This is a genomic window from Flagellimonas meridianipacifica, from assembly GCF_003001695.1.
Lineage (GTDB): Bacteria > Bacteroidota > Bacteroidia > Flavobacteriales > Flavobacteriaceae > Flagellimonas > Flagellimonas meridianipacifica.
In genome coordinates this window covers 2,066,286-2,091,013 of record NZ_PVYX01000001.1, presented here as the reverse complement: position 1 = coordinate 2,091,013, position 24,728 = coordinate 2,066,286, and the positions used below count along the sequence as shown (strand labels likewise).

The window sequence follows — 24,728 nt, the reverse complement described above, 5'->3', positions numbered from 1 at the left end:
CTAATTTTAACCCTTACTAACGCACATTATGTCCCACGATATAAAACCAGGAGTTGCCACTGGCGACGAGGTAAAAGCAATTTTTGACCACGCCAAAGCCAATGGTTACGCATTACCAGCGGTAAATGTTATAGGTTCCAATACCATCAACTCCGTACTAGAGACAGCTGCCGCCCTAAATTCACCCGTTATTATCCAATTTTCCAATGGAGGGGCCCAATTTAATGCTGGAAAAGGTCTTTCAAACGATAACCAAAGAGCGGCCATCCTAGGTTCAGTTGCTGGAGCTAAACATGTTCATGAAATGGCAGAAGCCTATGGAGCAACTGTCATTTTACATACCGACCACTGTGCGAAAAAACTATTGCCCTGGATAGACGGCTTGCTGGATGCTAGTGAAGCGCATTACAAGGCTACTGGAAAATCCCTTTTCAGTTCGCACATGATAGACCTTTCTGAAGAACCTCTCGAAGAGAATATTGAAATATGTAAAAAATATCTGGAGCGCATGAGCAAAATGGACATGACTCTAGAAATTGAACTAGGAGTAACTGGTGGTGAAGAAGATGGTGTGGACAATACAGATGTAGATAGTTCCAAACTATACACCCAGCCTGAAGAAGTAGCTTATGCCTATGAAGAACTCTCCAAGGTTAGCCCAAGATTTACCGTAGCTGCCGCTTTTGGAAATGTGCATGGGGTTTACAAACCTGGTAATGTTACCCTTACGCCTAAAATTTTGAAAAATTCGCAGGAATTTATTTCCGAAAAATATGGAGTAGGTCATAATCATATTGACTTTGTATTCCATGGAGGTTCAGGTTCTACGGTTGAAGAAATTCGCGAAGCCATTGGTTATGGTGTAATTAAAATGAACATTGACACAGATTTACAGTATGCATTTATGGCTGGTGTCAGGGATTATGTAGAGGGTAAATCTGCTTATCTTCAATCTCAAATTGGTAATCCTGACGGAGATGAAAATCCCAATAAAAAGTTCTATGACCCCAGGGTTTGGTTAAGGGAAGGGGAAAAATCCTTTGTAGAGCGTTTGAAAAAGGCTTTTGAGGACCTGAACAACGTCAACAGTTTGTAACAAAAAGTGGTATAACTAAATTTCTATTACATGTCGTCTTGGTTTAAAAGAAAGGAAAAAGGAATTCAAACTGCCACTGAGGAGAAAAAAGACACCCCAAAAGGTTTATGGTATAAATCTCCCACAGGCAAAATTGTTGAGTCGGAAGAGCTTGCTAAAAACTTTTATGTAAGCCCTGAGGACGATTACCACGTTCGAATTGGAAGCAAAGAGTATTTTGAAATATTGTTCGATGACAATAAATTCCGTGAGTTGGATACCAAGCTTTCCTCAAAAGATCCACTCAAATTCGTGGATACCAAAAAATATTCAGAGCGTTTAAAAGCAGCTGAGCAGAAAACTGGACTAAAAGATGCGGTCCGTACCGCTGTTGGCAAGTCTATGGGCAGGGAATTAGTAATCGCTTGTATGGATTTCAGTTTTATTGGAGGTTCCATGGGTAGCGTTGTGGGTGAGAAAATTGCCCGTGCCATCGACGTGGCAAAAAGACGTAAGATTCCTTTTCTTATGATTTCCAAATCCGGAGGAGCACGAATGATGGAGGCTGCACTTTCCCTTATGCAGTTGGCCAAAACATCGGCCAAATTAGCCCAATTGGCAGAAGCCAAAATTCCATACATTTCATTATGTACAGACCCAACTACGGGAGGAACAACGGCATCATATGCCATGCTAGGCGACATCAACATTTCCGAGCCAGGGGCACTTATTGGTTTCGCTGGTCCGCGAGTAGTAAAAGACACAGTGGGGAAAGATTTACCGGAAGGTTTCCAAACCTCTGAATTTGTAAAGGAACACGGGTTTTTGGATTTTATCTCCCATCGAAGGGACTTAAAGAACAAAATCAATCTATACATCGATTTGATTACCAATCAGCCTGTCCGAAGCTAAGGGAATGGTCAAATTGCTTCCTCTTCATTGGATTCTTTTAGGCCTCCTCTTTGCTTGTGGTTCCGCGGGTGAAAATGCAAAAGAAGAGAGTGAAGAAATCGGAATGGCTTTCGAATCTATTGATTTGGCTAAAGTAACTGCAGTTTCCATTTCCGGAAGTGAGAACGCCTATACCTTCCAAGTGACCATATCAAGTCCCGACTTAGGTTGCAATCAGTACGCAGATTGGTGGGAGGTAATCGACATGGAAGGAAATCTAGTTTATAGAAGGATTCTGGCACATAGCCATGTTAATGAACAACCTTTTACCAGAAGTGGTGGCCAAGTACAAATCTCAGCGGGTACGAAAGTTTATATAAGGGCTCATATGAACAATTCCGGCTATGGCATAAATATCTTTCGTGGTAGTGTTTCCGATGGTTTTAACGCCTTTGAGCTTTCCAGTGATTTTGCAAAAAATCTAGAAAGTGAACAGCCCTTGCCCAGTGGTTGCGCATTTTGAAAAACTCAGTCGTTTCAATCCAGGATACCACTAATCTCTTTGTATCTGGAATATCCCCACTATTTTTTTGGTCTGCGCTTGTTCTTCGTTGGGGTACTCCAGAATACTTAAATCTTGATATTTTTGCGCTGCAAGAACAATGTCGGACTTTGCTAGTTTGAACTGGCGCTTGAGTCCAAATGTATAATTTGTACTCCCTTCTATATCATTATGGTCAAATCCCACAGAGTCTTTTGAAATGTAATTCACAAAAAAATCCACGTCGTAGGGTGAGGAAAAATATGAAGATTTATACCCTGCGGATTGTCCATTCATATCGGTAACCCGGTCAACACTCAATATTTTAAAAGTATACAAATCTCCTATTTCTGGTGTTTGAGCCAACTTTTGCTTCTCAGAAATTCGGGTATTCTTCGCCAAGGCTTTACTTATTCCATTCGATGAAACGTTGATGGTACCATAAACTACATATCCCAAAAGAAAAAGAACCGGAAGTGCAACGATTATCAAACCTGTGTAGCTCCAAAATGGACTACGTTTTTTAAGCATCTTCAAATCAAGGGCAGAACGCATTGCTGAATTGGTCTCCTCAACCTCCTTCTTTGTGGTGCCATCCAGTATTTTCCAATGTTTCTCTACCGGAAATATGGGAACATACCAAATATGAAACACCTTTTGGTAAACATTGAAGATCAACTTTTCAGAAACGTTCTTTAGCCCCAATTCTTGGGCAGTATACGATTTAATTTTTAGGGAATAGGAGCCTAGTCGTAGTCGCATAAAGATTTGGTTTGTTCTAAAAACGACACATTTTGATTCAAATTGCGCTATTGAATCTGTATTAGGAGGTATTTCCAATAAAAAAGGCGTGTTTCAACAAACACGCCTTCTCAAACTGAGATACAAAGCCTACTCTACTTTAGAAACCTCCTTAAGAAAACCTCCGTTTCAGTGCCATCAGGTTGGGTCAAGGTACCTTTGGCATCACAATTTCCGTCCCCAAAATCGAGACTAGCAGTATTATCATTTCTTGATATTTCCAAAATACCGCTTACAATAAACCTACAGGCCAACTCTCTACGCAATGGAACTATCACCTCTTTCATGTATACATTGCCAAGTCTACCTATGTATGTTCTTTTACCAGTGATTAGGAACACATTATCCCCCCAAAAACCAGTACCAAAACCTTCTATCCATTCACGGGTTCGAGTACCTGTGAAGGAAGCCGTGTCGCCATTTGGCCAAGTAGCTTCAAAGGAGGCATTGACAGTTCCTTGGGGATTTCCATTTTCATTGGAGCGCACTCGCAAAATATCCGCAGAACCTTCTACGGCAACACCATTAAAGGTAAAATTCTCCAAGGTAAGTGCAATGGATTTTGAGGCAGCCTCCATATCCTTGGCATAGCTCAAGTTTATAATACCACTTAGCATATTTCCATTTGGTAATTCGCAACCTTCGCCAAAATCAATGGTTTTTTCACGGGTTGTATCCGTTACTACGGTAGTAATCGTGACACAATCTGGTAAATAGTCAGAAGCATAGTCACTTTTGGCAGTAAGGGAAATTTCATCCGCAGCATAAACATCTTCAGCGATGGTTGAAACTTCTTCGGAAATCATTTCAGTTTCATCACTAACTTGCAGTTCCGCCACAGTAATCAATTCGTCATTGGAAGCTTCCACAATGGGGTCTTCCTCTTCGTTGGTACAGGAAGCGAGCACAAAAAAGGATAGCACCAAAGCAAATGGAGCAATTTTCATAAAGTTCATTGGATTGAGACTCTTTTTCATAATGATTGAATTTTAGGATTTGTCTCTATGACCAGAACTTTTCAAAAAGGTTTAATTCGCATTGAAAAAATTTTTCAATCTAAAAAAAGGATTATCTTTGCACGCTGATTGAAAGACAATCAAATACATAAAAATCATTTAAAATAATATTGGAATGTATTTATCTAAAGAAGTAAAAGCGGATATCTTCAAGAAACACGGAGGTTCCGAACAAAACACAGGTTCTACGGAAGGACAGATTGCTCTGTTCACCTACCGTATTAACCACTTGACGCAACACCTTAAAAAGAACCACAAAGATTATGCAACTGAGCGTTCTTTGGTGAAATTGGTAGGTAAAAGGAGAAGCCTTTTGGATTACCTAAAGAAAAAAGATATTGAAAAATACCGTTCTCTAATCAAAGAACTAGGTATTAGAAAATAAATATAGGGGAGGTCTTGGCCTCCCTTTTATTTTGGTTCGTTTTGAACCGCATTTCCTGGTAGCTCCAGGATATACTGAAAAAGCTACATTCAGTTTTTCATTGGTCAACACAACAACACAACCCGACCGTCCGGAAGGCGGTAGACCAAATGTTTAACGACTCGGAACGTTCCGAGTAAGATTATTTTTATGATTCCAAAAACTTTTAAAGAGGTCATTGACCTCGGTGACGGTAGGGAGATTTCTATCGAAACCGGAAAATTGGCCAAACAGGCCCATGGTTCTGTTGTGGTCCAATCTGGCAAATGTATGTTGCTATGTACAGTTGTTTCCAATTACAAACAAAGTGATGTCGATTTTCTACCACTAACTGTGGATTATCGAGAGAAATTTGCAGCAGCCGGACGTTATCCTGGAGGGTTCTTTAAGCGTGAAGCTAGACCAAGTGATGGCGAAGTATTGACGATGCGTTTGGTGGATAGGGTACTAAGACCATTATTCCCCAAGGATTATCATGCCGAAACTCAGGTGATGATTCAATTGATGTCCCATGATGAAAATGTTATGCCCGATGCAATGGCAGGACTTGCTGCTTCAGCAGCCATCCAACTTTCAGATTTTCCATTTGAATGTGCTATTTCAGAGGTTCGCGTGGGTAGAGTCAATGGAGAACTGATTATTAACCCAACCAGAGCGCAGCTTAAAGATTCAGATATTGATATGGTTATCGGCGCCTCTGCGGATTCTGTAATGATGGTTGAGGGTGAAATGGACGAGATTTCTGAAGAGGAAATGGTTGAGGCCATCAAATTTGCTCATGAAGCTATTAAAGTACAGTGTGAGGCACAACTTAAACTGGCAGAAGCTTTCGGAAAGAAAGAGACTCGTGAATACGACCCTGAGGTTGAGGACGAAGAACTTGAAAAGAAAGTTCACGGTCTTACCTATGATAAAGTATATGCCATCGCCAAGGCAGGTTCCGCCAAGCATGAGCGTAGTGCAGCTTTCGAGGCTATTAAAGAAGAGGTTAAAGGAGCATTTTCTGAAGAGGAATTGGAAGAAATTGGAGACTTGGTCTCAAAATACTTTTACAAAGCGGAAAAAGAAGCTGTACGTAACCTAACCTTGGAGGAAGGCCTACGTTTGGATGGAAGAAAGACGGATGAAATTCGTCCCATCTGGTGCGAAGTGGACTATCTACCATCTGTTCACGGTTCTTCCATTTTTACCAGAGGAGAAACCCAAGCTTTGGCCACGGTGACTTTAGGAACTTCCAGAGAAGCCAATGTGATCGACATGCCATCTTATGAGGGCGAAGAAACCTTCTATTTGCACTACAACTTCCCTCCTTTTTCAACTGGAGAAGCTAGACCAATTCGTGGAACATCCCGTAGAGAAGTAGGTCATGGAAACCTTGCACAGCGAGCGCTTAAAGGTATGATTCCTGATGACTGCCCATATACTGTAAGGGTAGTATCCGAAGTATTGGAATCTAATGGTTCCTCCTCTATGGCCACTGTTTGTTCTGGAACTATGGCACTTATGGACGCTGGTGTACAATTGAAAAAACCAGTTTCTGGTATTGCCATGGGATTGATTACCGATACCGAAACAGGCAAATACGCAGTACTTTCCGATATTTTAGGTGATGAGGACCACTTGGGAGATATGGACTTTAAAGTGACCGGTACTTCTGATGGTATCACCGCTTGTCAAATGGATATTAAAGTAAAAGGACTTTCGTATGAAATCTTGGTAAAAGCTTTGATGCAGGCCAAAGACGGGCGTTTACATATTTTGAAGCACCTGACAGACACCATTGAGACTCCAAGACCAGAGGTTAAATCCTATGCTCCAAAAATTGTTACCAAAATTATTCCTGGTGAATATATTGGTGCAGTTATCGGTTCTGGTGGAAAAGTAATTCAAGAATTGCAAAAAGAGACCAATACTACCATTGTTATCAACGAAGACCCAGATACTGAAGAAGGTATTGTTGAGATTTTAGGTACTGACCAGGCGGGTATTGATGCTGTAATCGCAAAAATCGACGCCGTTATGTTCAAACCTGAAGTGGGGAGTATTTATGAGGTGAAGGTGATTAAATTGCTTGACTTTGGTGCCGTAGTTGAATATAACGAAGCTCCTGGTAACGAGGTACTGCTGCACGTTTCTGAATTGGCTTGGGAACGTACGGACAAAGTAACCGATGTTGTGAATCTTGGTGATGTAATCGATGTAAAGTATTTTGGTTTGGATCCAAGGACCAAAAAGGAAAAGGTTTCACGAAAAGCCTTATTGCCAAAACCAGAGGGGTATGTAGAAAGACCTCCAAGACGTGATAAAGGTGATCGTAGAAGTGGCGGTGATCGTAGAAACGACAATCGTGATCGAAAACCAAGAAGAGATTAAACCTCTTTTTAATATGTATCAAAAACCCTGGACAATCATCCAGGGTTTTTTCATTTACAAAAAATATTTCAAATAAAATTTATCAAATTGTAACTTTTTGAAGTTTCCTACGTATAAACTAATGAGCTCTGCTCACGAACTAAATATTGAAGGGAAATTAAATGAGACAGTTAAAGATTACAAAACAGGTTACCAATAGGGAAACCGCATCGTTGGACAAGTATTTACAGGAAATCGGTAAGGTGGATTTGATTACTGCCGATGAAGAAGTAGAATTGGCACAGCGAATCAAAGCGGGAGACCAGATAGCCTTGGAAAAATTAACTAAAGCCAACCTCAGATTCGTGGTTTCTGTTGCAAAACAGTATCAAAACCAAGGATTGACGCTTCCCGATTTGATAAATGAAGGAAACTTGGGATTGATTAAAGCCGCGCAGCGTTTTGATGAAACCCGTGGATTTAAATTCATATCCTATGCCGTATGGTGGATTCGTCAGTCCATTCTTCAGGCATTGGCAGAACAATCCCGTATTGTTCGCTTGCCATTGAATAAGATTGGTTCTATCAACAAAATCAATAAGACTTTTGCTTTCTTGGAGCAAGCTCATGAACGTGTGCCATCGGCAGAAGAGATTGCCAAAGAATTGGACATGACTGTTGAAGATGTTAAACAATCTTTGAAAAACTCTGGACGACACGTATCCATGGATGCACCATTGATTGATGGTGAGGATTCCAACTTGTACGACGTATTGCGAAGTGGTGAATCTCCAAATCCAGATAAGGAATTGTTGCATGAGTCTTTGCGTACCGAAATTGAGCGCGCCTTGGAAACTTTGACACCAAGAGAAGCTGATGTTATCAGGCTATACTTTGGTTTAGCGGGGCAACACTCCATGACCTTGGAAGAAATTGGTGAGACTTTTGACTTGACCAGAGAACGTGTTCGACAAATAAAGGAAAAAGCTATTAGAAGGTTGAAGCACACCTCCAGAAGTAAAATTTTAAAGACCTATCTGGGGTAATTGACCTAATTATTACCACAAATTACAGTTAAACAAACCTTAAATTGGTTTTTTGGCAAGAAAGTTGTAATTTGTAACCCTATAACAGTTTATCATGACTGTTCGTTTTTTGATTGATGAATAAACTCCGGCTGATTACCGGAGTTTTTTCATTTATAAGCTCTTCTCCATAAAAATCCCCCGTCTAAATACTGGTAAATTCTCATTTACACATCAATTCAAATAAAAACGGATTCCCAATCCTAAGAGCAACTTTATCTCCTCAACCTCGCTATTGTAGTGGTATATACCCGTGGTGGGTACTATCAATGATAAAGAGTCCGTCAAGTAAAAATTCATCTCAAAGGACGCAAAAGCTCTATAGACCCATGTACTTTCTGGAGTTTGAACTCCAAAAGAGACCTCAACCATATTATCATTAATAATTTCATATCCCAACGAAGGTCCGCCACCAAAAAAAATGGATATTCCTCGTTTCGTAGAGGTCAAAACTGTAGTGAAATAGCCAAGGTTTACCAGATAATCCTCAAATGGGAATGCTGCAGCAGAGTTAGGCTGTTCTTCGGAAAAGGCAGCCACCAGTGATATTTGAAAATAATCCGTAGCATTATGATAATAGTTGAAATTCCCACTAATTCCATATCCATTTACCTTGTATATAGGTAATACACCAAAGGAAGCATTACTTCGCTGCGCATGTACTATGGACATAAATAGAATCAAAAAAACCAAACTAAAAACATTTCTTTTACTCATTTTTATCAAACGGATAAGATTTAGGCTACTACCAGTTTTTAAAATTTCCTTGATTAGCCACTCAAAGTATAGATTGTTTTATTGGCTCAAATCACCAATTGACGGTTGAGGTATATGAATTGATAAAAACGGAAAACAGTATTGGTGTAGCTCGGTCTTTAAATCGTCAAGTAGATATAGGGTTTAATCAAACTTCTTTCAGCATACATCAATTAGACAGGATTCTTTTAAGCATAACCTCTAGTTTTATCACATGATCGCCTTTTGGACAATAGTGATTTTAGCTGCACTGGCTTTATTATATATATGGTATCGTTTGATACAATTGGTTATTCCTTCCAAAACCTTGGAAATTGAGTCGAACCCATATGCAGAAACAAGTGAATTGCAAAAATCAAATGATGGACATGCACTCAAACCTCCAGTATGGAAAAGGTGGATACGCTTCATTTTCCAATAAAAAAAATCAAGAAGCGATGAGGCAGATACTCGTACGACCACAGAAAAAAGGTTATCCCCATACATTGATTATTTTTAAAGAGTAGACGTCCCTATCCAATTTTTTTAATGTTTGAACAGACAGAAGAATCCATCTTGAACCATTAAGAAATAAGAATCGCTACTCGGCTATCGGTATAAAAGCATACCGATTCATTTCGCTACTTTTGTACCCTAAAACAAAATGAACGATGAGTGAGCGTTTGGTAGCCCCTTCTTTACTTGCAGCCGATTTTGCCAACATGCAGCGGGACATTGAAATGGTCAACCAAAGTAGGGCGGATTGGTTTCATTTGGATGTAATGGATGGCGTTTTCGTCCCCAACATCTCCTTTGGGATGCCGGTTATAAAATCCATGGCTGAACATACCCAAAAAACATTGGATGTACATTTAATGATTGTTGAACCAGACCGCTATATTAAAACCTTTGCTGAGCTGGGTAGTGATAACTTGACCGTACATATTGAAGCATGCAATCATTTACATCGTACGGTACATGCTATCCATGAAGAAGATATGAAGGCTGGGGTTGCACTGAACCCACATACTTCCGTCAATCTTTTGGAAGACATTATCCAAGATATTGATTTGGTTTGTGTAATGAGTGTGAATCCAGGTTTTGGAGGACAATCCTTCATCGAAAACACCTACAAAAAGGTTAGTAACCTTAAAAACCTAATTGAAAAGAAAAATTCTCAGGCATTAATTGAAATTGATGGTGGTGTAAGTACGACAAATGCCAAAAAGTTAGTTGAAGCTGGAGCTGATGTATTGGTTGCAGGTAGTTTTGTCTTTGGAAGCGAAGACCCTACCGCTACTATATCGGCCCTTAAAGATGAAATCTCGTGATGCAGGATTATGATTTGGCTATAATTGGTGGAGGCCCAATAGGTATAGCCTGTGGTTTGGAGGCCAAAAAAAAAGGACTCTCCTATATAATTATTGAAAAAGGAACCATTGTAAATTCCCTTTTCAATTATCCCATAAACATGCAGTTTTTCTCCTCATCTGAAAAACTGGAAATTGATGATATTCCTTTCATTAGTAAAGAGGCCAAGCCCAAACGGAATGAAGCCTTGGAGTACTATCGGAGAATTGTCACTTCAAACAAACTCAATATTCATCTATTTGAATCCGTAGATGATGTAGAGAAATATGAAGATTCTTTTGTCGTCAACACCTCCAAAAATAGGTATAGGACTAAAAATATTATTGTGGCCACGGGATTTTATGATTTACCAAATAAAATCCATGTTCCTGGCGAAGATTTACCCAAAGTCTCGCACTATTACAAAGACCCACATTTTTACGCAAGTCAAAAATTGGCGGTGATAGGGGCAAGCAATTCAGCTATTGATGCCGCACTTGAATGTTACCGAAAGGGAGCAGATGTAACTTTGATTATTCGAGGTCCGGAAGTTGGTCAGCGAGTAAAGTATTGGGTTAGACCGGATATCATCAACCGCATTGAAGAGGGAAGTATCAAGGCCTATTACAATTCCACAGTAAAAGAAATTCTTGAGGAGGAGCTTATTGTTGATACACCTGATGGAGTAATCAATTTACCAAACGATTTTGTCCTCGCCTTGACAGGGTATATGCCCAATTTCGAGTTTTTGGAACAGCTTGGCATCCAACTTTCCAATGATGAAAAAAGACTACCTCAATACAATCCAGATACCATGGAAACGAATGTTGAGGGGCTTTATTTGGCAGGCGTCATATGCGGAGGCATGGAAACCCATAAATGGTTCATTGAGAATTCAAGAATTCATGCCGAAATCATCATAAGATCGATTTTGGAAAAAATGCAATTGGTCCCAAGGGCTTGATTCTGAAAAAATAAGGCCATAAATCCTTATTTTTAGAAGACAACCTTAAACCAATAGTATGGACATGCCCATGCAGCTGCATTTGGCAGCACAGTACCTAGCCACAACAGCAATCAGTTTTTTGGAAAAAAAAGAGGATGACAGTCACACCAACTTGGCCTTTTCGAACACAGAAAAGGGTCTTGAAACATGGCCTTTGGACCAGAAAAGAACTAAACTTTGTTTGGACTATCCCAGTTTTTCCTTGAAGTGGGTATCTGGTGAACCAAAAACATTTGCCCTTCATGGAAAATCACATGAAGAGGTGGTCAACTGGTTAAAAGAAGTCTCGGCCCATTTGAATTCTTCAAAAACCTATGAATACAAGCTTCATTATGATCTTCCTTATCAAATGGGTACAGATGAAACATTCCAGCATAACAATCCGGAGAAAGTGGAGGAGCTGGTTCAATTAAGAATAATGGGTAATACGGTCCTTTCCGAGGTCTTAAAAGAAAATCACTTGAGTTCTGACATTCGAATTTGGCCACACCATTTTGACACTGGGGCTTTCTCACCTTTGGACGAGGATTTGGAAACCGCAGTAGGCATGGGGCTCACCATTCCTGATTCACTTATGGATGATTATTATTTTTATATCAGCGGTTATCACGGACACACAGGTTTGGACACTTCTAACTTCAAACCCTTAAGCAAAGGACACTGGGTGGATGATGGTTTTAAAGGTGCCGTTCTTCCAGCTTTCCGCACTAATAAGAAAGAAGCAATAACGTTTTTTAATGAGGCCATTCAAGCATATAGGTCTTAAAACACATAATGACTTCTTACTTGATGTCATAAATGGGATTTTCAACCATGTATTTTTTAATGGTTTTGGGATTCATATAACGTTCTTTTGCCTCTGGAATATTTCCTGATTCCAATACTTCCGAAGCACCTTTCCATTCGGCTACCTTAAGTTCTTTACGGACAAAAGAGCTCCAACCAAACAGTTGATATCCCAAGCCGTGGGATATGGTGCGCTCATCTGTCCTAAATTCAAACTTATCGGTAAAATGAGGGTTTCCCAGTTTGAAACCCAAGGCAATCAACTGAAAACTGGTTTGTGTCCTATATTCCAGAACATGGGCAATTTCATGACCCAATACTCCTATTTGCGCATTATATGGAAGCCTTGAGAATAAAATCGGAGCAAAACTCTCAGTAGTTTCCGAGCTGATTGTAATTATGTAGGTTCGCCATTTTTTAGGCAAGAAGACGTGCATTATTCTGGGCCTTGAGGTCAATGGGGTCTTTCTCTTTTTGAATCGAAACTTAATGCGAGTATCCAGCAATTGTGGATAAAAAGACAGGGCAGTTAGTACTTGAGCCTCTATTTCTTTTGGAAATTTTTTCTTCAAAGAATATTTCTCGTAATCGGAAGCTCGAAAATCCTCTGGAAGAAACTTCACTTTCGGAGTTTGGCTAAAAGCTGGACTGCTTAAGCCCATAAAAAGAATAAGAAACGAAAATTTCAAATTCCTTTTCATGAAATCAAAACCTAAAGGCCAAACATAAACTGAAGAGCAATACTTGCGATAAAGTCCTGTGCCACCTCATCGCCATCTGTAACAATATTGATTTCACGCCCAAATCCAAGGGTGAGACCAATTTGCGAAGAAGAATTCTTTATGGGTAGAAAGTAACCCCCTTCCAAATAGGGTTGCAATACCAGAATATCTGTGGTACCAGAAATTGGGTTGTCCGCTGGCCCAACATCGGTCCAATCAATTTCCAAACTCCATAAATCCGTAATCAGTCCTGCCACGATTTTTCCGGTTTTTAAAGGAAAATGCTTTCTAAACCCTATCGAGCCTCCAAAACCCTCTCCTTCTTCCGTCAGGTTTACATCGCTGAAGTCTTGTCTATCTGTAAAATTGGCTCCCAACCTAAACAAGAGTGAAGATTTTTCATTTAAATACGTCTCCAGATTTACAGTGGGAATAATTCCAGCAGGATAGGCTTGCACAGATACCCCGAGATATGTTCCCTCATTTGCTGGGGTTTTCTGGGCAGATACTGAAATCGCAGATAAAATGAAAAGCGAAAACAAAAAAGCAAACTTCAGTTTCATCTTAAATAGCTTTTATTTGTTGTTCTACAATATTGCTATCCTTCAACATAGCCCTACCGTCCTTGAAACTAAGATAGGTATATCCCTTTTTGTGATTCATGATACTGATATCATTCATCATTTTCCAATGCCTGAAAATTTCCCTCCAAGCAAAGAAAACCGAATGTTTTGGGTCATAAATATGGGTCGGCTCCCCTCCTGCTCCATTAATCTCTATTATGCTGAATTTTTCGCCTCTGCTCAATTCTTCAAAAGAATTATAGAGTACATCCAAACGTCCATAATGAAAGCCTTCCACTTTGGAACAAACTCCATCTATGGTTTCCAAAAGCTCATCATTGAGCAAGTGGCTAACATCTCTAAATTCAGCTCCTCTTGTGTGACTTCCGAAGGGAACCAAAATAAATTCTTTTCCTTCATCCAAAACCATGTTCAATTTGAAACCGTATTTTTTTTGCAACGCCTTCAATTGAAAGTGACTTCGAGGGTTCCGCTTAATTAATTGTAAAATCGAGCTTTTTCCATCTCCAATGACAGATAAAAACTTCTTGGATACCATTCCAGTAATCTTTCCCTTTTCTTCTCCTGGTTTTCTGACATAAAAAATACCCAATTCGTTTTGGTAGGGAATCAATTCTTGCACCAAGAAATCATCGTGCATTCGCAAGAAATAACTGCGAAATTCTTCTTGATTCCTAATCTTATCCACCCCGAATGATTTCATTCCAATATCTGGCTTTACGATAAAAGGATATGAAATTCGAGATGAAAAGACTTTGTTCAGGGCGTTTTCCAAATTCTCTTGTTTGGAAATGTATATCGTGTTTGGATAATTTCCCTGCGGAATCAAATCGTAAATCTGCATTTTGGATTCCATTGCCATCCCTCCATTTTTCATGGTCGGGTTAGCGGCATTGAAAAAGAAAAAAGAACGTGCCCTCAAAGAGAAGTACAGCCAAACTGGAAACATAGGATAGTAGACCAAGGGGAAGGGCCAATACTCCCAGTGTGTCCATTTATGTAGTTTTAGCTGCCAGTTTTTCATTTTAATAGAGGGTTAACTGGTCCGTATTAAATGAAATAATTGATTTCTTATCGTTCAAAAGGTCAAAATGCCCTAAGGAAACTTCATCCTCTTTTAAAACGGCTTGGGTGACACTGAACGTTTTCAAACCCGTCTTACGGTCTATAATAAAGCCATTTTCAAAATCTGAATGATTGTTGGAATGGAAATCAACCACATCCTCCGGATTAACATCTGAAACATTCCCCATAAAATTGGAAAAAAGCGATTCTCGGTGTCGTATCACTTCTTCATCATAAAGGGTTGCCGAAGACCAAATATAGTTCCCTGAAATGTTTAGGTTTTTTTTGTGTTGTTCGTTTTCATCCCAACGCATCTCCAATAATCGACCTTGTTGGAATAGCACTACAGTGAACGGTTCTATCCCTTCCAGGTCAATTTCATCAAGGTATTTTTCTGGTGATTCCTTTGACATAATATCCAAAAGGACCAAACCCCTACTTTTTCTATAGTTCCCCAATGATTTATGCCTCTGGAAAGCTCCATTCAACAACACTCCCGCATGTCCCATTTCATTAATGGCAAACCAAGTACCTCCAGCTTTGGGATCTTTTGGAAACAAAAGGTCCATACCGTTCACGATTTCTCGTTTTGGCTTAAAAGCCGTGGGACGGGAAATGTGTTCGTCCCTATTGGAAGTGATATAATAGTTTCCCTTATTTGCAATGAAGCTTACTGTGCACATGCCTTTCTATATTGCATAGTTGATGGTGCCACACCAAATGATTCAGGTAAATCCAACTCCGTAAAGTGTTGAATTCCGACCTTTATAAGAGCGTGGTGATGAATGGCATGTTCCAAGTTATACATCACTTCACGATAATAATTGGAATCCAAAGTATTATCCTCACCAGCCAATTCGTACGTAACCTTCAAAGTTTTATTCGGTTTTTCCAATTTCTCTTGAATGAATTCCAGTTGCTCTATGGCAAATAAAACCTCATTTTCAATTCTTGGATTACGCTCCCTTCTATCATACGAAACATCCTCCGTTTCATAGCCGTTGATAAGGCATAAATAAAGCTCAATAACATGTCTTGTATGTTGTCCTATACTGGAATTGGAGAGTGTTGCACAAGGAGAATTATAACAATCCGCTGGGAGTTGTTGCAATATATGCTTGAATTGTTCTAAAGTATTTAATGATGAAATGAACATGAAGGTTTATTGTAATTTAAGGTTAAGGCGTTTTTTAATCAACAAGAACGTAAGATAAAGTGAAAATCCCAGATATAACAGCCCCATAAAAAGATTGGTCACTTTGCTATAGTCTTGGTAATTACTGAATACATATTTGCCTAAAAAAATAAAAATCAGAAGTGCAATAATGGAACCTACCCCAATACCCCATATATAAAAAGAGTAAGATCTACTGGAGCGTTCCAAAACTCCTTTTGTTGACAAAACCTTGGTCCATGTCATCCAAAAAGGAAAATGCAAGGGGTTAAGTGCGCTTAATAATAATCCTAAAACAAATGAAGAGCCTATTTCTGGAAGTGCAGTAAACTGTGGTCCTGTTTCTGAGACTTGGCTTGCATCCATAAAACTGAGTATCGCCAAATACAGAAGTAATATGATTCCCAAAGGGAAAAGGTAATTGCTAACCCTATCGGTTAACGTGAGTTTTTCATTTCCATAAATCGCCAATCGAACAACTACCAATTCCACCAATACCACTGCAATGGCAAACCAAATAGCTGAAACAACACTTTGTGATGCCGCTATATCAAACGCGGTCAAATTCAAAGTGCCCAAAGGCAAAGCTCCAAGGAAACTTATTGAAAAACCTGAAAATAAAACCTTTAGACTTTTTCTCATCTAATACCCTGCTTATCCAAAAACGGAGGAACTACGAATTACACTTCCGATAGTCTCACTTTTTGTTTTTAATTTTTTCCCAATTCACGTCAGCTTTGGCTTGGAGTTCAACAGGTGACTCTTTTTTCCAAAATTCCAAGGTGTTGGTTTTTCCCTTGTTGTAAAATAAGTACAATTTATCGTCCCTTATCTCAAAAGTTTCAGGATTTATGCTCACTTTTTTACCGGAAACAGCTACTGCATAGGCACAATACCCGCCGTATTGAGGAGCATATTTTTCAGGATTGGCGGTGAACATATCCAAATTTCCCTGAGATGAAAACTTATAGCTAACCCCATCAAACTTTGTGCTAAACTCAGTTTTACCTTCTACGGCTTTGTCTTCGAAATAAGAAACCACATCATACCCATTGGCGGCGTAGCCCTTTTTAGTGTTGTAATCGATGGATTGGGCCGAAACCAACAGCCCCATAAATAAAAACGTTAAGGAAACAAATTTTTTCATATCAATAAATTGATGATTCTTTATTCAACTTTCTAATTTGGGAAACGTCAATACGTAAAATGTGCCAATCTCCCAATTTTTCAGCCAATCCATTTAAGATTGAAGGTTGGCCTATATACGGTAGTATGTCTTTATGAATGGGATTTCCTTTCAAATCAGTCAATAAAAAATAATCTGATATTGCATTTGGGTCATCTGAAACCAGCACTGGAGGGATACCGCCAGAAATGCAAAGTGCAGCACAACTCCTATGAATTTTACCATAGCCGGGCTTCATAACTCCAAAATAACATTTGGGGTCAACTATCTCACCTTCAACACTAATGGCACCCAATGATTCTGTAGAAATAGACTTAGTGCGTTTGGAATTGGTGAGACTTATTTTTTGGCCATCATCAATTTGTAATAGGGTCTTACCATTGTAATAAATCAAATTTCCTTCAATGGTAAGATGTTTGCCTTCCAAGTCTCCTTCTTGATTACGGATATCCTTCAAATAAGGGTTTGGTCCAAATTTTCCAAAGCCCAAAAGCACAACATTCTTATAGATACCCTCAGTCAATTCTACTTGAAGCATGGGATAGGGCATTTCATGATAAACGCCCGAAACCTTGGTTGCAGAATCGAAATCAAAAGAACTGTTACTGGCCGTATTCTGAAAAATTCCAAATAACAGTGCTCCCAAAATAAGAAACCCTATTCCGAATAGAACAAAGTTCTTCAGGCTTTTCTTGGTTAGGTTTCCTACAGAATCTTCTACATACCCGATATAAAACTCGTCTTTTTGTTTCATTTTAGATTTTTGCAGGTTCCACTTCAGTTCCTTCTGGGAAAGCTTCTGGTTTGATAAAAACCCATCCATTTTGCACTCTTAACTCATAAGTCGCCACTTTTTCTGTAAAGGGAGGTGGTGACTGACCATTTTGAGGTAAATACTGGTAACCATGCCAAGGACAGGTAACACATCCGTCCACAATTTTACCCTCTCCCAAAGGACCTCCCTGGTGTTTGCATACATTATGAATCGCCGATAATTTCCCTTGGTATTTAAAAATTGCCACGCGCTCTTGATTCACTGTAAATATTTTGGCTCTATTTTCCATTATCTCCCTTACCTGGCAAACCTTTAACCAGCCATCTTCTTCTTTCTTTTTCTTTATGTTATCGTTTTTTGTTTCCTTGAATGCAGCAGTAAGGTGTAATCCAGAAACCAGAATAAATCCCACTAACATTATTCCAATGGTTGGTAGTGATGTTTCTTGCTGAAAAGCCCCTAAAAAAACATGGAGTGTAATTAAGGCATAGGCCACATAGACCATCATATGAAGCCCTTTCCAAATCTTAGGAGATAGATTTTTCAGAAAGAAGTCATGACTCGTAGAGGCCATGAAAAACAAAATGAGTAATGCTAAAAATCCTAAAACCTGAAAAGGAAAATTGGTCAAGGAGCCATAGTCCAGGTTTGAAGTAAAAACAGAAACAATTGGATTTGTATTTCCCAAAGTATGAAACTGAATAATGGCAAAGGTTCCATGAATCAAAGCTGCTAAGAACATGCTTACTCCCAAGTGTCTTCTATTATATAGAATAGGAAGAAATTGTGGATTTAACCGACAGAGAGGGCCAATAATTAAAATGATATGCAACATTAGAATTGCCAAAGACCCAAAAGCCCGTATTATCAAAGTTTCTGCTGTTCCTTCGGGGTTCAAGAGTAAGGTAAGTACTATGAACAACACCAAATACAACACTATGGACAAGGCAAAAATCTTGTCATACTTTTTCTTATGCTTGTTCCAAAGCACCAATTTATAGTCCAGTCCCATTAGAATTCCAATTTTAGAATTTGTTGGTTCTTTATTTCATCCATCACGATAAAGCCCCTGATAATTCCTGTACTGGGAAATGAGTAACTCCCTATTCCCTGCAATTGGCCGAGCACTTCACCTTTTTCTCCTTTCCCATTAATTTCGTACACCACCGAAGATGTAGCTCTTAAAGGAGACTTAAGCCAAATGTTTAGCAAATACTGCTCAGATGTATTGGATAGTACAACTTTCATTTCGGCATTCTCAATTTCCTCAACCACATTTCCTTTAACCTCAGCCATATAAAGGTTTTCCGATGAAGAGAAAAAGTCAAGGTTTATTGCAGAAAGAAATAGGAAAATCGCCAATGTGGGGGTCAAAATCATCCACATCCATTTATGTCTTGTTCGTAATCGATAATCCATTTCTTATTCGTTTTTGTTCTGGAACAGCCGCTTTATAAGAAAGGGCCATGTGGCCACTACACCAGGAAAAAGCAATAGCCTGATAACCTTTTTACTATTTCCCATTAAGGGGTCGATTCGTTTTGCGAAAAGAATGAAGTAAACTCCAAATGCCAATCCTGCCAAAAAGTAAATCTGAAGGATAATCAGAAATGTAAGTATTGCTGTCTCCATGTTAAATCAGATTTACATCCGTGATAACTTCCAAAACGGCAGGTCCGGGTTGTTCAAAAAGTGATTTCATTGTCTTCATAAGGTCTTCTTGTTTCTCTACACGTTTTCCCCAAGCACCGCAGGATACTGCAAAGTCTGCAAAATTTGGGTTAGAAAGTGAGGTTTTCCATACATCAAACTCTCCCGCTCGCTGCTCTTTTGAAATTTTACCCAACTCATGGTTATTCAATACAATCAGCTTTACAGGCATATTGTATTTTACCAATGTGGTGATTTCGGCCAAATATTGACATAAACCTCCATCGCCTGCAACCGCCACCACCGGTCTGGAACTCCCAACAGCGGTCCATGCTCCAATTGAAGCGGGAAGTGCAAAACCTATGGAGCCCAAATAGCCAGACATTAGAAAATCGTGTTCTTTGGACTCAAAATACCTACCGAAAGAGTAGGCATTGTTACCCACATCCACACACATTACCGCATCTTCCGGGGTAAGCTGGTCCATAGCATCAAAAACAGCTATGGAACTAACTCCATCATCCGAAGTTTCCAATAATCGCTTCGCCTTTTCACTTCTCCAAATCTTCCAACGCTCAGCGATTTCATTGGTTTGGTCAATGGTGTCGACACCATCCTCCAATTCGGATTCAAATATTTCCAAGGTTCTTGAAATTTCTCCCCAAACGGCCACTTCCACCTTATGGAACTTACTCAAGGCCAAGGGGTCAAAATCAACTTGAATTATGGGCTTTTTGGGAGTTATACCCGTATGATTGGAAAACGAAGCTCCAAAAACAATCAACACATCTGATTCATTCATAAACCAAGAAGCAATGGGGGTGCCACTTCTGCCCAAAACTCCTCCACCCAAAGGATGGTTATCAGGAATTAAGCCCTTTCCTTTAAAGGTTGTAACAACAGGGGCATTGAGACTTTCAGCAAACTTAATAATAGCTTTTTTATGTGCCCTAGCTCCATGACCTATGATTATTACGGGCCGTTTTGATTTTTTTATAAGGTTTACAGCATCTTTCACTGATTCCTTTGGAGGCGCAATTTCCAGTGAGGTTATTCTTTTTTCGGGAGTCTGTGGTTTTGCATTAGGCTTGGCTTTTCGCTCTTGAACCTCATCCGGAAAGGTAAGATGCGATACATCCCGTTTCAAAATTGCATGTTTAATAGCAAGTGACATCAATTCGCTGTGTTTGGAATCACTCTGTACCCTGTGATTGAATTCGGCCACACTACCAAAAGCCTGAACCAAGTCCACTTCTTGAAAATTACCTGTACCCACTACTTGGGTGGCCACTTGACCGGTCAAGGCCAATAAGGGAGCTCTATCGACCTTGGCATCCCACATTCCAGTAAACATATTGGTTGCTCCAGGGCCCGCTATAGAAAAACAAGCTGCCGGTTTTCCGGTTAGCTTTCCATATGCGGAAGCTGCGAAAGCAGCAGCTCCTTCATGACGGATTCCATAAAAGTTGAGTTTTCCCTTTTGTTCTTGGCGTTTCATAGCATCCGCAAAACCCAAATTGGAGTGTCCCACCATACCGAACACCTTGGTCACACCCCAGTTTACCATGGTTTCAGCCATAATATCTGAAACCGTAGTTTCATGTTCGGCTTCTTCAGGCACTCCAACAAAGATGGCTTCTCCTTCTTCTTTTACCTCAAATGTTTCAATACCATCATCATAACCTCCAGGAGGTAGTCCCGTACATGGATGGAAATCCCAACCATGCCATGGGCAGCGTAGCATACCATTTTCAATGGACCCCTCTCCCAAAGGACCACCTTGATGCGGACATCTATTGTCCAGCGCAGAAAACTTACCTTCAAAATGAGTTAAGCAAATACCCTTATGTGCAGCAGTTACAGTTTTCACCCGACCTTCGGGAAGCTCTTTTTTGTTGTCGAGCACTTTGTACCAGATACGTTTTTTTTCATCCATAGTAAAGTTTATTTCGATTGATGGTGTTGTGTATTTTTGTTTTTATGGGATAAGGAAAAGTTAATCAAACACCCGAGGGTAAAAAAGTGATCGTCCAAATCACTAATCACATATTTGTATTCGGTGAAAAAGAGCAGTCTTCCTTTGGCATAGTGAAATCCCGCTCCAACATTCAACCCAAAAGCTCTTTCAACATTCTCTTCTTGAAATGAGGTAATATTTTCCGTTTCTGTTTCTACCGAATAATTAAATCCCGAAAGAGGATAGAACCCCAAACCCCCACCCAAATCCAAAATATAATGAAGGTTTGCATTCGCTTCAAAAAAAGTGATTTCACCCTCTTCAATATCTCTTTTGAAAAATGATACTTCCGGACCGAAGCAAAAGTGATGATCTGTGGCATAGTATAATCGAGCATTCCAGCCTAGAGTCTCCAATTCAGAAGAATAGACCCCTGAAAGTCCGGGCATTATTGTAGGAGGCTCTACTTGAGCCTGTAAATGAAAACTTGACAGAATAAAAACCACAATAAAAAAGACAAATCTTTGCATTTAATTCTATATTAAAAGTTTTCTAACAAGCATTCAATTCTCAAACTAGGATTGAAGAGCATCACCATGACATAGGGGATAAACAATATTGTTTGGATTTATTGGAGAACCCCTGCGTATCTGATTCCTGTCAACTCGTGCATTTCCTTGTTAAAGGTGGATAAATCATTATGGTTAAACTTGGTTATATTGTCATACCCACAAGAACGTGCTATAACCTTGATTAAATCATTGGTCGCCGTAAAATAGTTGTGGAGTTGTTTGGCCGAAGCATCAATAATCAACCTGCTTCGTAGATGTTCTTTTTGAGTGGCTATGCCAACTGGGCAATTGTTGCTACCACAAGCCCTCATACCCAGACAACCTATGGCTTGAATTGCAGAATTGGATACCGCAATGGCGTCCGCTCCCATCATCATGGCTTTGGCAAAATCTTCGGCTATTCGAAGACCTCCGGTAATAATTAAAGATACATTGGTAACCCCAATTTTATCCAAATACTTTCGAGCACGTGCCAAAGCAGGTATGGTAGGTACATTTATATTATCCCGTAGGATAGTAGGTGCCGAACCAGTTCCTCCTCCTCGACCATCCAAAATGATATAGTCGACACCTGCATCCAAAGCAAATTGGATATCCTTTTCTATGTGACTTGCCGCAATCTTAAATCCTATAGGTATACCGCCTGTACGTTCCCGGACTTTATCAGCGAATGCTTTGAAATCCTTTACTCCATGAAAATCAGGGAATGTGGCTGGACTAATAGCCGTTTGACCTTCTTCCAACCCTCTTACCTGAGCGATTTCCTTACTTACTTTATTTCCAGGAAGGTGGCCTCCAGTTCCTGTTTTTGCACCTTGCCCGCCTTTGAAATGAAATGCTTGAACGTTATCCAGTTTATCCCATGAAAAACCAAACTGAGCTGAAGCCAATTCGTAAAAATATCGGGAGTTGTTCCTTTGTTCATCTGGTAACATCCCGCCTTCCCCAGAACAAATACCCGTTCCCGACATCTCCGCGCCTTTGGAGAGGGCTATTTTTGCTTCTCGCGATAACGCCCCAAAACTCATATCACTTACAAAAAGTGGAATGTCCAAAACCAAAGGCCTTTTAGCTTTGGGCCCAATAACCACTTTGGTGGCTACTTCTTCATGGTCCAGTAAAGGACGCGTAGCCAATTGAGCTGGTAAAAACTGTATGTCACTCCATTTGGGCAATGTGTTTCTGTCCACTCCCATAGAGGCAGAAAAACCGTGGTGCCCCAGATTCTTGAGACCATTTCTCGCCAATTCCTTGATATAACCGGTGTATGGCTCTGTATCCTCGGGATGGGTGTCCGCATAGGTTCCCAAATAAGCATCACGGTCAAACGGCTGAGGGTGTTCTAGTTCGAAAGCCTCTATCTCATTTTCATCAATTTTTAGAGAGTCATCTTCAACGAATTCTTGAAACTTATGAAGTTGTTCTTCATTATTATATTCACTAATACCCGTATCGTAGCGATAATCCCATCCATGGACCCCACATATCAAATTCTTTCCATCAATATGGCCATCTGCAAGCAATGCCCCCCTATGGTGACAACGTCCATACAAAACTGAAATTCCAGTTTCGTGTTTGATGACTACTAAATCTGTGTTTTTGACTAAGGCGTAAAAAGGTTGTTTTTCCTTTAGCTCTGAAATCTTGGCGATTTCGATAAGGTTACTTTGCATTATAAAGTTTGTTGTCAGGTTGTTACGAGTTCAGTCGAACTCTATTTTTTAACATTACGCCTTAAGTTATGCTAAAATTTTCTTAAAGTCGTCACCTGAATCAAAAAAGCGCAGAAAGCAAGCACCTTTAGACCAAAATTGAAAATAAGAAATTGTTTTTCTAGGAGTTAAGCCATTGTTTAAACTCAGCAGCACGATTTTTACTTATGATGATATCAACTTCTGAGTTGGGGTCCACCAAAATCTTAAGCTGGTTATTCCCATATTTTATAATCTTGCTTATAGCCGATATAGCTACGATAAACTGCCTATTTGCCCTATAAAAATGGGTTTCATCAAGGTTGGAAAAAAGGTCGTCCAAACTGGAGTTGGATGTGGATTGGCTTCCATCGAAACAGACCACGTAGGTAATCGTGCTCTCCATGAAAATATAGGCGATATCATCTGTGGAAATAGGGCGAAGCTCATTGCGGACATAGGTTAAAATACGCTTCTTTCCCTTATCTGTTTGTGTGTTTTGTGCTTCTGGAGCGCTCTCAATTACCCTTTGTTGATAATTATCCAAGTCCTTATTCAATTTGACGAGATTTACTACCTCATCTTCCAGTTTCTGATTCTTGGCTTCCAATTTTTTCTCATAAGAGCTACCTATCAATCGCACCATTATAACAGAACAAAGTACAATGGAGAAACCCATAATACTAAATATGGTATAGAATTTAGTCCGGAGACTATCTATCTGCTCCGTTATTTTATCCGTATTGGCATGAGCTGCAATAATCCAATCCGAATTTGGCACTGGATTCAGATAAATGATTTCCGATTGCAGTTCATCTCCATCTTCAAAGCTTCGAATACCTCCAAAGGTCCGTTTACTGGTAAGTAAATCATACAAATCTTCCGGACTCATTTCGCCATTAACTGAAGAAATTGAGGATTGGTCCGGGTTTACTTGTTGTCCTACCTGAGTAATATCTGGGTGACACACCTCTCGCCCTGACCAATCAAACATACAGATAAAACCATTCTCCGTATTCGTATTTTCGATGCTTTCTTGTACATTTTCTATAATGGTCTCTTTATCCACCCCATTTTCCAATTGAAAACCTATCAATTTTGCCACCTCATTCGCCTCTCTCTTACTGGCCTCCAATTGAGCTTCCAGAAGTTGACTTGCGCTTACTTTGATAAAAGAGCGAACAGACACTCCAGCAATTAATATGAAAATAGCCGTAATGGCCAAAAACGTAAAAAAATAAAGTCGGTCTTTACGCATGGTTGAGGTAGAAAATTTTAAACGACTAAGAT

Annotated in this window: 27 protein-coding genes; 9 read left to right on the top strand and 18 right to left on the bottom strand. The window is 39.7% G+C overall.

Features of this window, described 5'->3' with window-relative positions; translation table 11 throughout:
• Positions 1-28: 28 nt before the first annotated feature.
• From fbaA to CLV81_RS09625, 3 genes are read left to right on the top strand one after another with little or no spacing between them, the layout of a single operon-like run.
• Complete coding sequence (gene fbaA, locus CLV81_RS09635; protein ID WP_106144798.1) at positions 29-1,096, top strand: class II fructose-bisphosphate aldolase; 1,068 nt, start codon at positions 29-31, stop codon at positions 1,094-1,096.
• Positions 1,097-1,126: 30 nt separating this feature from the next.
• Complete coding sequence (gene accD, locus CLV81_RS09630) at positions 1,127-1,987, top strand: acetyl-CoA carboxylase, carboxyltransferase subunit beta (RefSeq protein WP_106144797.1); 861 nt, start codon at positions 1,127-1,129, stop codon at positions 1,985-1,987.
• A gap of 4 nt (positions 1,988-1,991) precedes the next feature.
• Positions 1,992-2,489 carry a hypothetical protein gene (locus CLV81_RS09625; protein ID WP_106144796.1) on the top strand — a complete coding sequence of 166 codons (498 nt, stop codon included), beginning with the start codon at positions 1,992-1,994 and terminating at the stop codon, positions 2,487-2,489.
• A gap of 30 nt (positions 2,490-2,519) precedes the next feature.
• Here the strand turns inward: CLV81_RS09625 and CLV81_RS09620 are convergent, their stop codons facing one another.
• Positions 2,520-3,269, bottom strand: a complete 750-nt coding sequence (locus CLV81_RS09620; protein ID WP_106144795.1) for a hypothetical protein — start codon at positions 3,267-3,269, stop codon at positions 2,520-2,522.
• Between the two features lie 134 nt (positions 3,270-3,403).
• The gene (locus CLV81_RS09615) at positions 3,404-4,285 is read right to left on the bottom strand and encodes a hypothetical protein (RefSeq protein ID WP_106144794.1); all 882 of its coding nucleotides are present in this window, start codon (positions 4,283-4,285) and stop codon (positions 3,404-3,406) included.
• A gap of 154 nt (positions 4,286-4,439) precedes the next feature.
• Here CLV81_RS09615 and rpsO point away from each other — a divergent pair, with 154 nt between their 5' ends.
• The 3 genes from rpsO to CLV81_RS09600 all read left to right on the top strand — a co-directional run bounded on the left by rpsO (position 4,440) and on the right by CLV81_RS09600 (position 8,146).
• Positions 4,440-4,709 carry a 30S ribosomal protein S15 gene (rpsO, locus tag CLV81_RS09610; RefSeq protein ID WP_106144793.1) on the top strand — a complete coding sequence of 90 codons (270 nt, stop codon included), beginning with the start codon at positions 4,440-4,442 and terminating at the stop codon, positions 4,707-4,709.
• Positions 4,710-4,898: 189 nt separating this feature from the next.
• Complete coding sequence (locus CLV81_RS09605; protein ID WP_106144792.1) at positions 4,899-7,121, top strand: polyribonucleotide nucleotidyltransferase; 2,223 nt, start codon at positions 4,899-4,901, stop codon at positions 7,119-7,121.
• A 161-nt stretch (positions 7,122-7,282) separates the two neighbouring features.
• The gene (locus CLV81_RS09600; RefSeq protein WP_073180565.1) at positions 7,283-8,146 is read left to right on the top strand and encodes a sigma-70 family RNA polymerase sigma factor; all 864 of its coding nucleotides are present in this window, start codon (positions 7,283-7,285) and stop codon (positions 8,144-8,146) included.
• Between the two features lie 213 nt (positions 8,147-8,359).
• Here CLV81_RS09600 and CLV81_RS09595 read toward each other — a convergent pair whose 3' ends face one another.
• A complete protein-coding gene (locus CLV81_RS09595) occupies positions 8,360-8,902 on the bottom strand; it encodes a conjugal transfer protein TraO (RefSeq protein ID WP_106144791.1) in 543 nt (180 codons plus the stop codon).
• Positions 8,903-9,591: 689 nt separating this feature from the next.
• Here CLV81_RS09595 and rpe point away from each other — a divergent pair.
• From rpe to CLV81_RS09575, 3 genes are read left to right on the top strand one after another with little or no spacing between them, the layout of a single operon-like run.
• Positions 9,592-10,251 (top strand): ribulose-phosphate 3-epimerase, encoded by a 660-nt coding sequence (rpe, locus tag CLV81_RS09585; protein WP_106144789.1) that lies wholly within the window; start codon positions 9,592-9,594, stop codon positions 10,249-10,251.
• A complete protein-coding gene (locus tag CLV81_RS09580; RefSeq protein WP_106144788.1) occupies positions 10,251-11,234 on the top strand; it encodes a YpdA family putative bacillithiol disulfide reductase in 984 nt (327 codons plus the stop codon). Before rpe ends, CLV81_RS09580 begins: the two co-directional genes overlap by 1 nt.
• A 58-nt stretch (positions 11,235-11,292) precedes the next feature.
• Positions 11,293-12,042 carry a hypothetical protein gene (locus CLV81_RS09575; protein WP_106144787.1) on the top strand — a complete coding sequence of 250 codons (750 nt, stop codon included), beginning with the start codon at positions 11,293-11,295 and terminating at the stop codon, positions 12,040-12,042.
• Positions 12,043-12,058: 16 nt separating this feature from the next.
• On the opposite strand, the gene CLV81_RS09570 is transcribed toward CLV81_RS09575, so the two are convergent.
• The 15 genes from CLV81_RS09570 to CLV81_RS09500 all read right to left on the bottom strand — a co-directional run bounded on the left by CLV81_RS09570 (position 12,059) and on the right by CLV81_RS09500 (position 24,696).
• Positions 12,059-12,685 (bottom strand): hypothetical protein, encoded by a 627-nt coding sequence (locus CLV81_RS09570; RefSeq protein ID WP_146129874.1) that lies wholly within the window; start codon positions 12,683-12,685, stop codon positions 12,059-12,061.
• Between the two features lie 89 nt (positions 12,686-12,774).
• Complete coding sequence (locus tag CLV81_RS09565; protein WP_106144785.1) at positions 12,775-13,347, bottom strand: hypothetical protein; 573 nt, start codon at positions 13,345-13,347, stop codon at positions 12,775-12,777.
• Position 13,348: 1 nt separating this feature from the next.
• A complete protein-coding gene (locus CLV81_RS09560; protein ID WP_106144784.1) occupies positions 13,349-14,392 on the bottom strand; it encodes an ATP-grasp domain-containing protein in 1,044 nt (347 codons plus the stop codon).
• Between the two features lies 1 nt (position 14,393).
• Positions 14,394-15,116, bottom strand: coding sequence for an NRDE family protein (locus CLV81_RS09555; RefSeq protein ID WP_106144783.1), 723 nt, complete (start codon positions 15,114-15,116; stop codon positions 14,394-14,396).
• Complete coding sequence (locus tag CLV81_RS09550) at positions 15,104-15,589, bottom strand: hypothetical protein (RefSeq protein ID WP_106144782.1); 486 nt, start codon at positions 15,587-15,589, stop codon at positions 15,104-15,106. The genes CLV81_RS09555 and CLV81_RS09550 overlap by 13 nt, the downstream gene beginning before the upstream one ends.
• A 6-nt stretch (positions 15,590-15,595) precedes the next feature.
• Positions 15,596-16,249 (bottom strand): LysE family transporter, encoded by a 654-nt coding sequence (locus CLV81_RS09545; protein WP_106144781.1) that lies wholly within the window; start codon positions 16,247-16,249, stop codon positions 15,596-15,598.
• 55 nt (positions 16,250-16,304) lie between these two features.
• Positions 16,305-16,754 carry a YHS domain-containing (seleno)protein gene (locus tag CLV81_RS09540; RefSeq protein WP_106144780.1) on the bottom strand — a complete coding sequence of 150 codons (450 nt, stop codon included), beginning with the start codon at positions 16,752-16,754 and terminating at the stop codon, positions 16,305-16,307.
• Between the two features lies 1 nt (position 16,755).
• On the bottom strand, positions 16,756-17,547 hold the full coding sequence (locus tag CLV81_RS09535) for a hypothetical protein (RefSeq protein WP_106144779.1): 792 nt from the start codon (positions 17,545-17,547) through the stop codon (positions 16,756-16,758).
• A gap of 1 nt (position 17,548) precedes the next feature.
• Entirely contained in the window at positions 17,549-18,580 is a 1,032-nt protein-coding gene (locus tag CLV81_RS09530; protein ID WP_106144778.1) for a Rieske 2Fe-2S domain-containing protein, read from the bottom strand.
• Entirely contained in the window at positions 18,580-18,987 is a 408-nt protein-coding gene (locus tag CLV81_RS09525) for a hypothetical protein (protein ID WP_146129873.1), read from the bottom strand. The genes CLV81_RS09530 and CLV81_RS09525 overlap by 1 nt, the downstream gene beginning before the upstream one ends.
• Positions 18,988-18,990: 3 nt before the next feature.
• Positions 18,991-19,200, bottom strand: a complete 210-nt coding sequence (locus CLV81_RS09520; protein WP_106144776.1) for a hypothetical protein — start codon at positions 19,198-19,200, stop codon at positions 18,991-18,993.
• A gap of 1 nt (position 19,201) precedes the next feature.
• A complete protein-coding gene (locus CLV81_RS09515) occupies positions 19,202-21,154 on the bottom strand; it encodes a thiamine pyrophosphate-binding protein (protein ID WP_106144775.1) in 1,953 nt (650 codons plus the stop codon).
• An 8-nt stretch (positions 21,155-21,162) separates the two neighbouring features.
• Positions 21,163-21,705, bottom strand: a complete 543-nt coding sequence (locus CLV81_RS09510; RefSeq protein ID WP_106144774.1) for an outer membrane beta-barrel protein — start codon at positions 21,703-21,705, stop codon at positions 21,163-21,165.
• Positions 21,706-21,803: 98 nt separating this feature from the next.
• Positions 21,804-23,420, bottom strand: a complete 1,617-nt coding sequence (locus CLV81_RS09505; RefSeq protein WP_106144773.1) for a glutamate synthase-related protein — start codon at positions 23,418-23,420, stop codon at positions 21,804-21,806.
• Positions 23,421-23,580: 160 nt separating this feature from the next.
• Positions 23,581-24,696 (bottom strand): LytR/AlgR family response regulator transcription factor, encoded by a 1,116-nt coding sequence (locus tag CLV81_RS09500; protein ID WP_106144772.1) that lies wholly within the window; start codon positions 24,694-24,696, stop codon positions 23,581-23,583.
• Positions 24,697-24,728 lie beyond the last annotated feature (32 nt).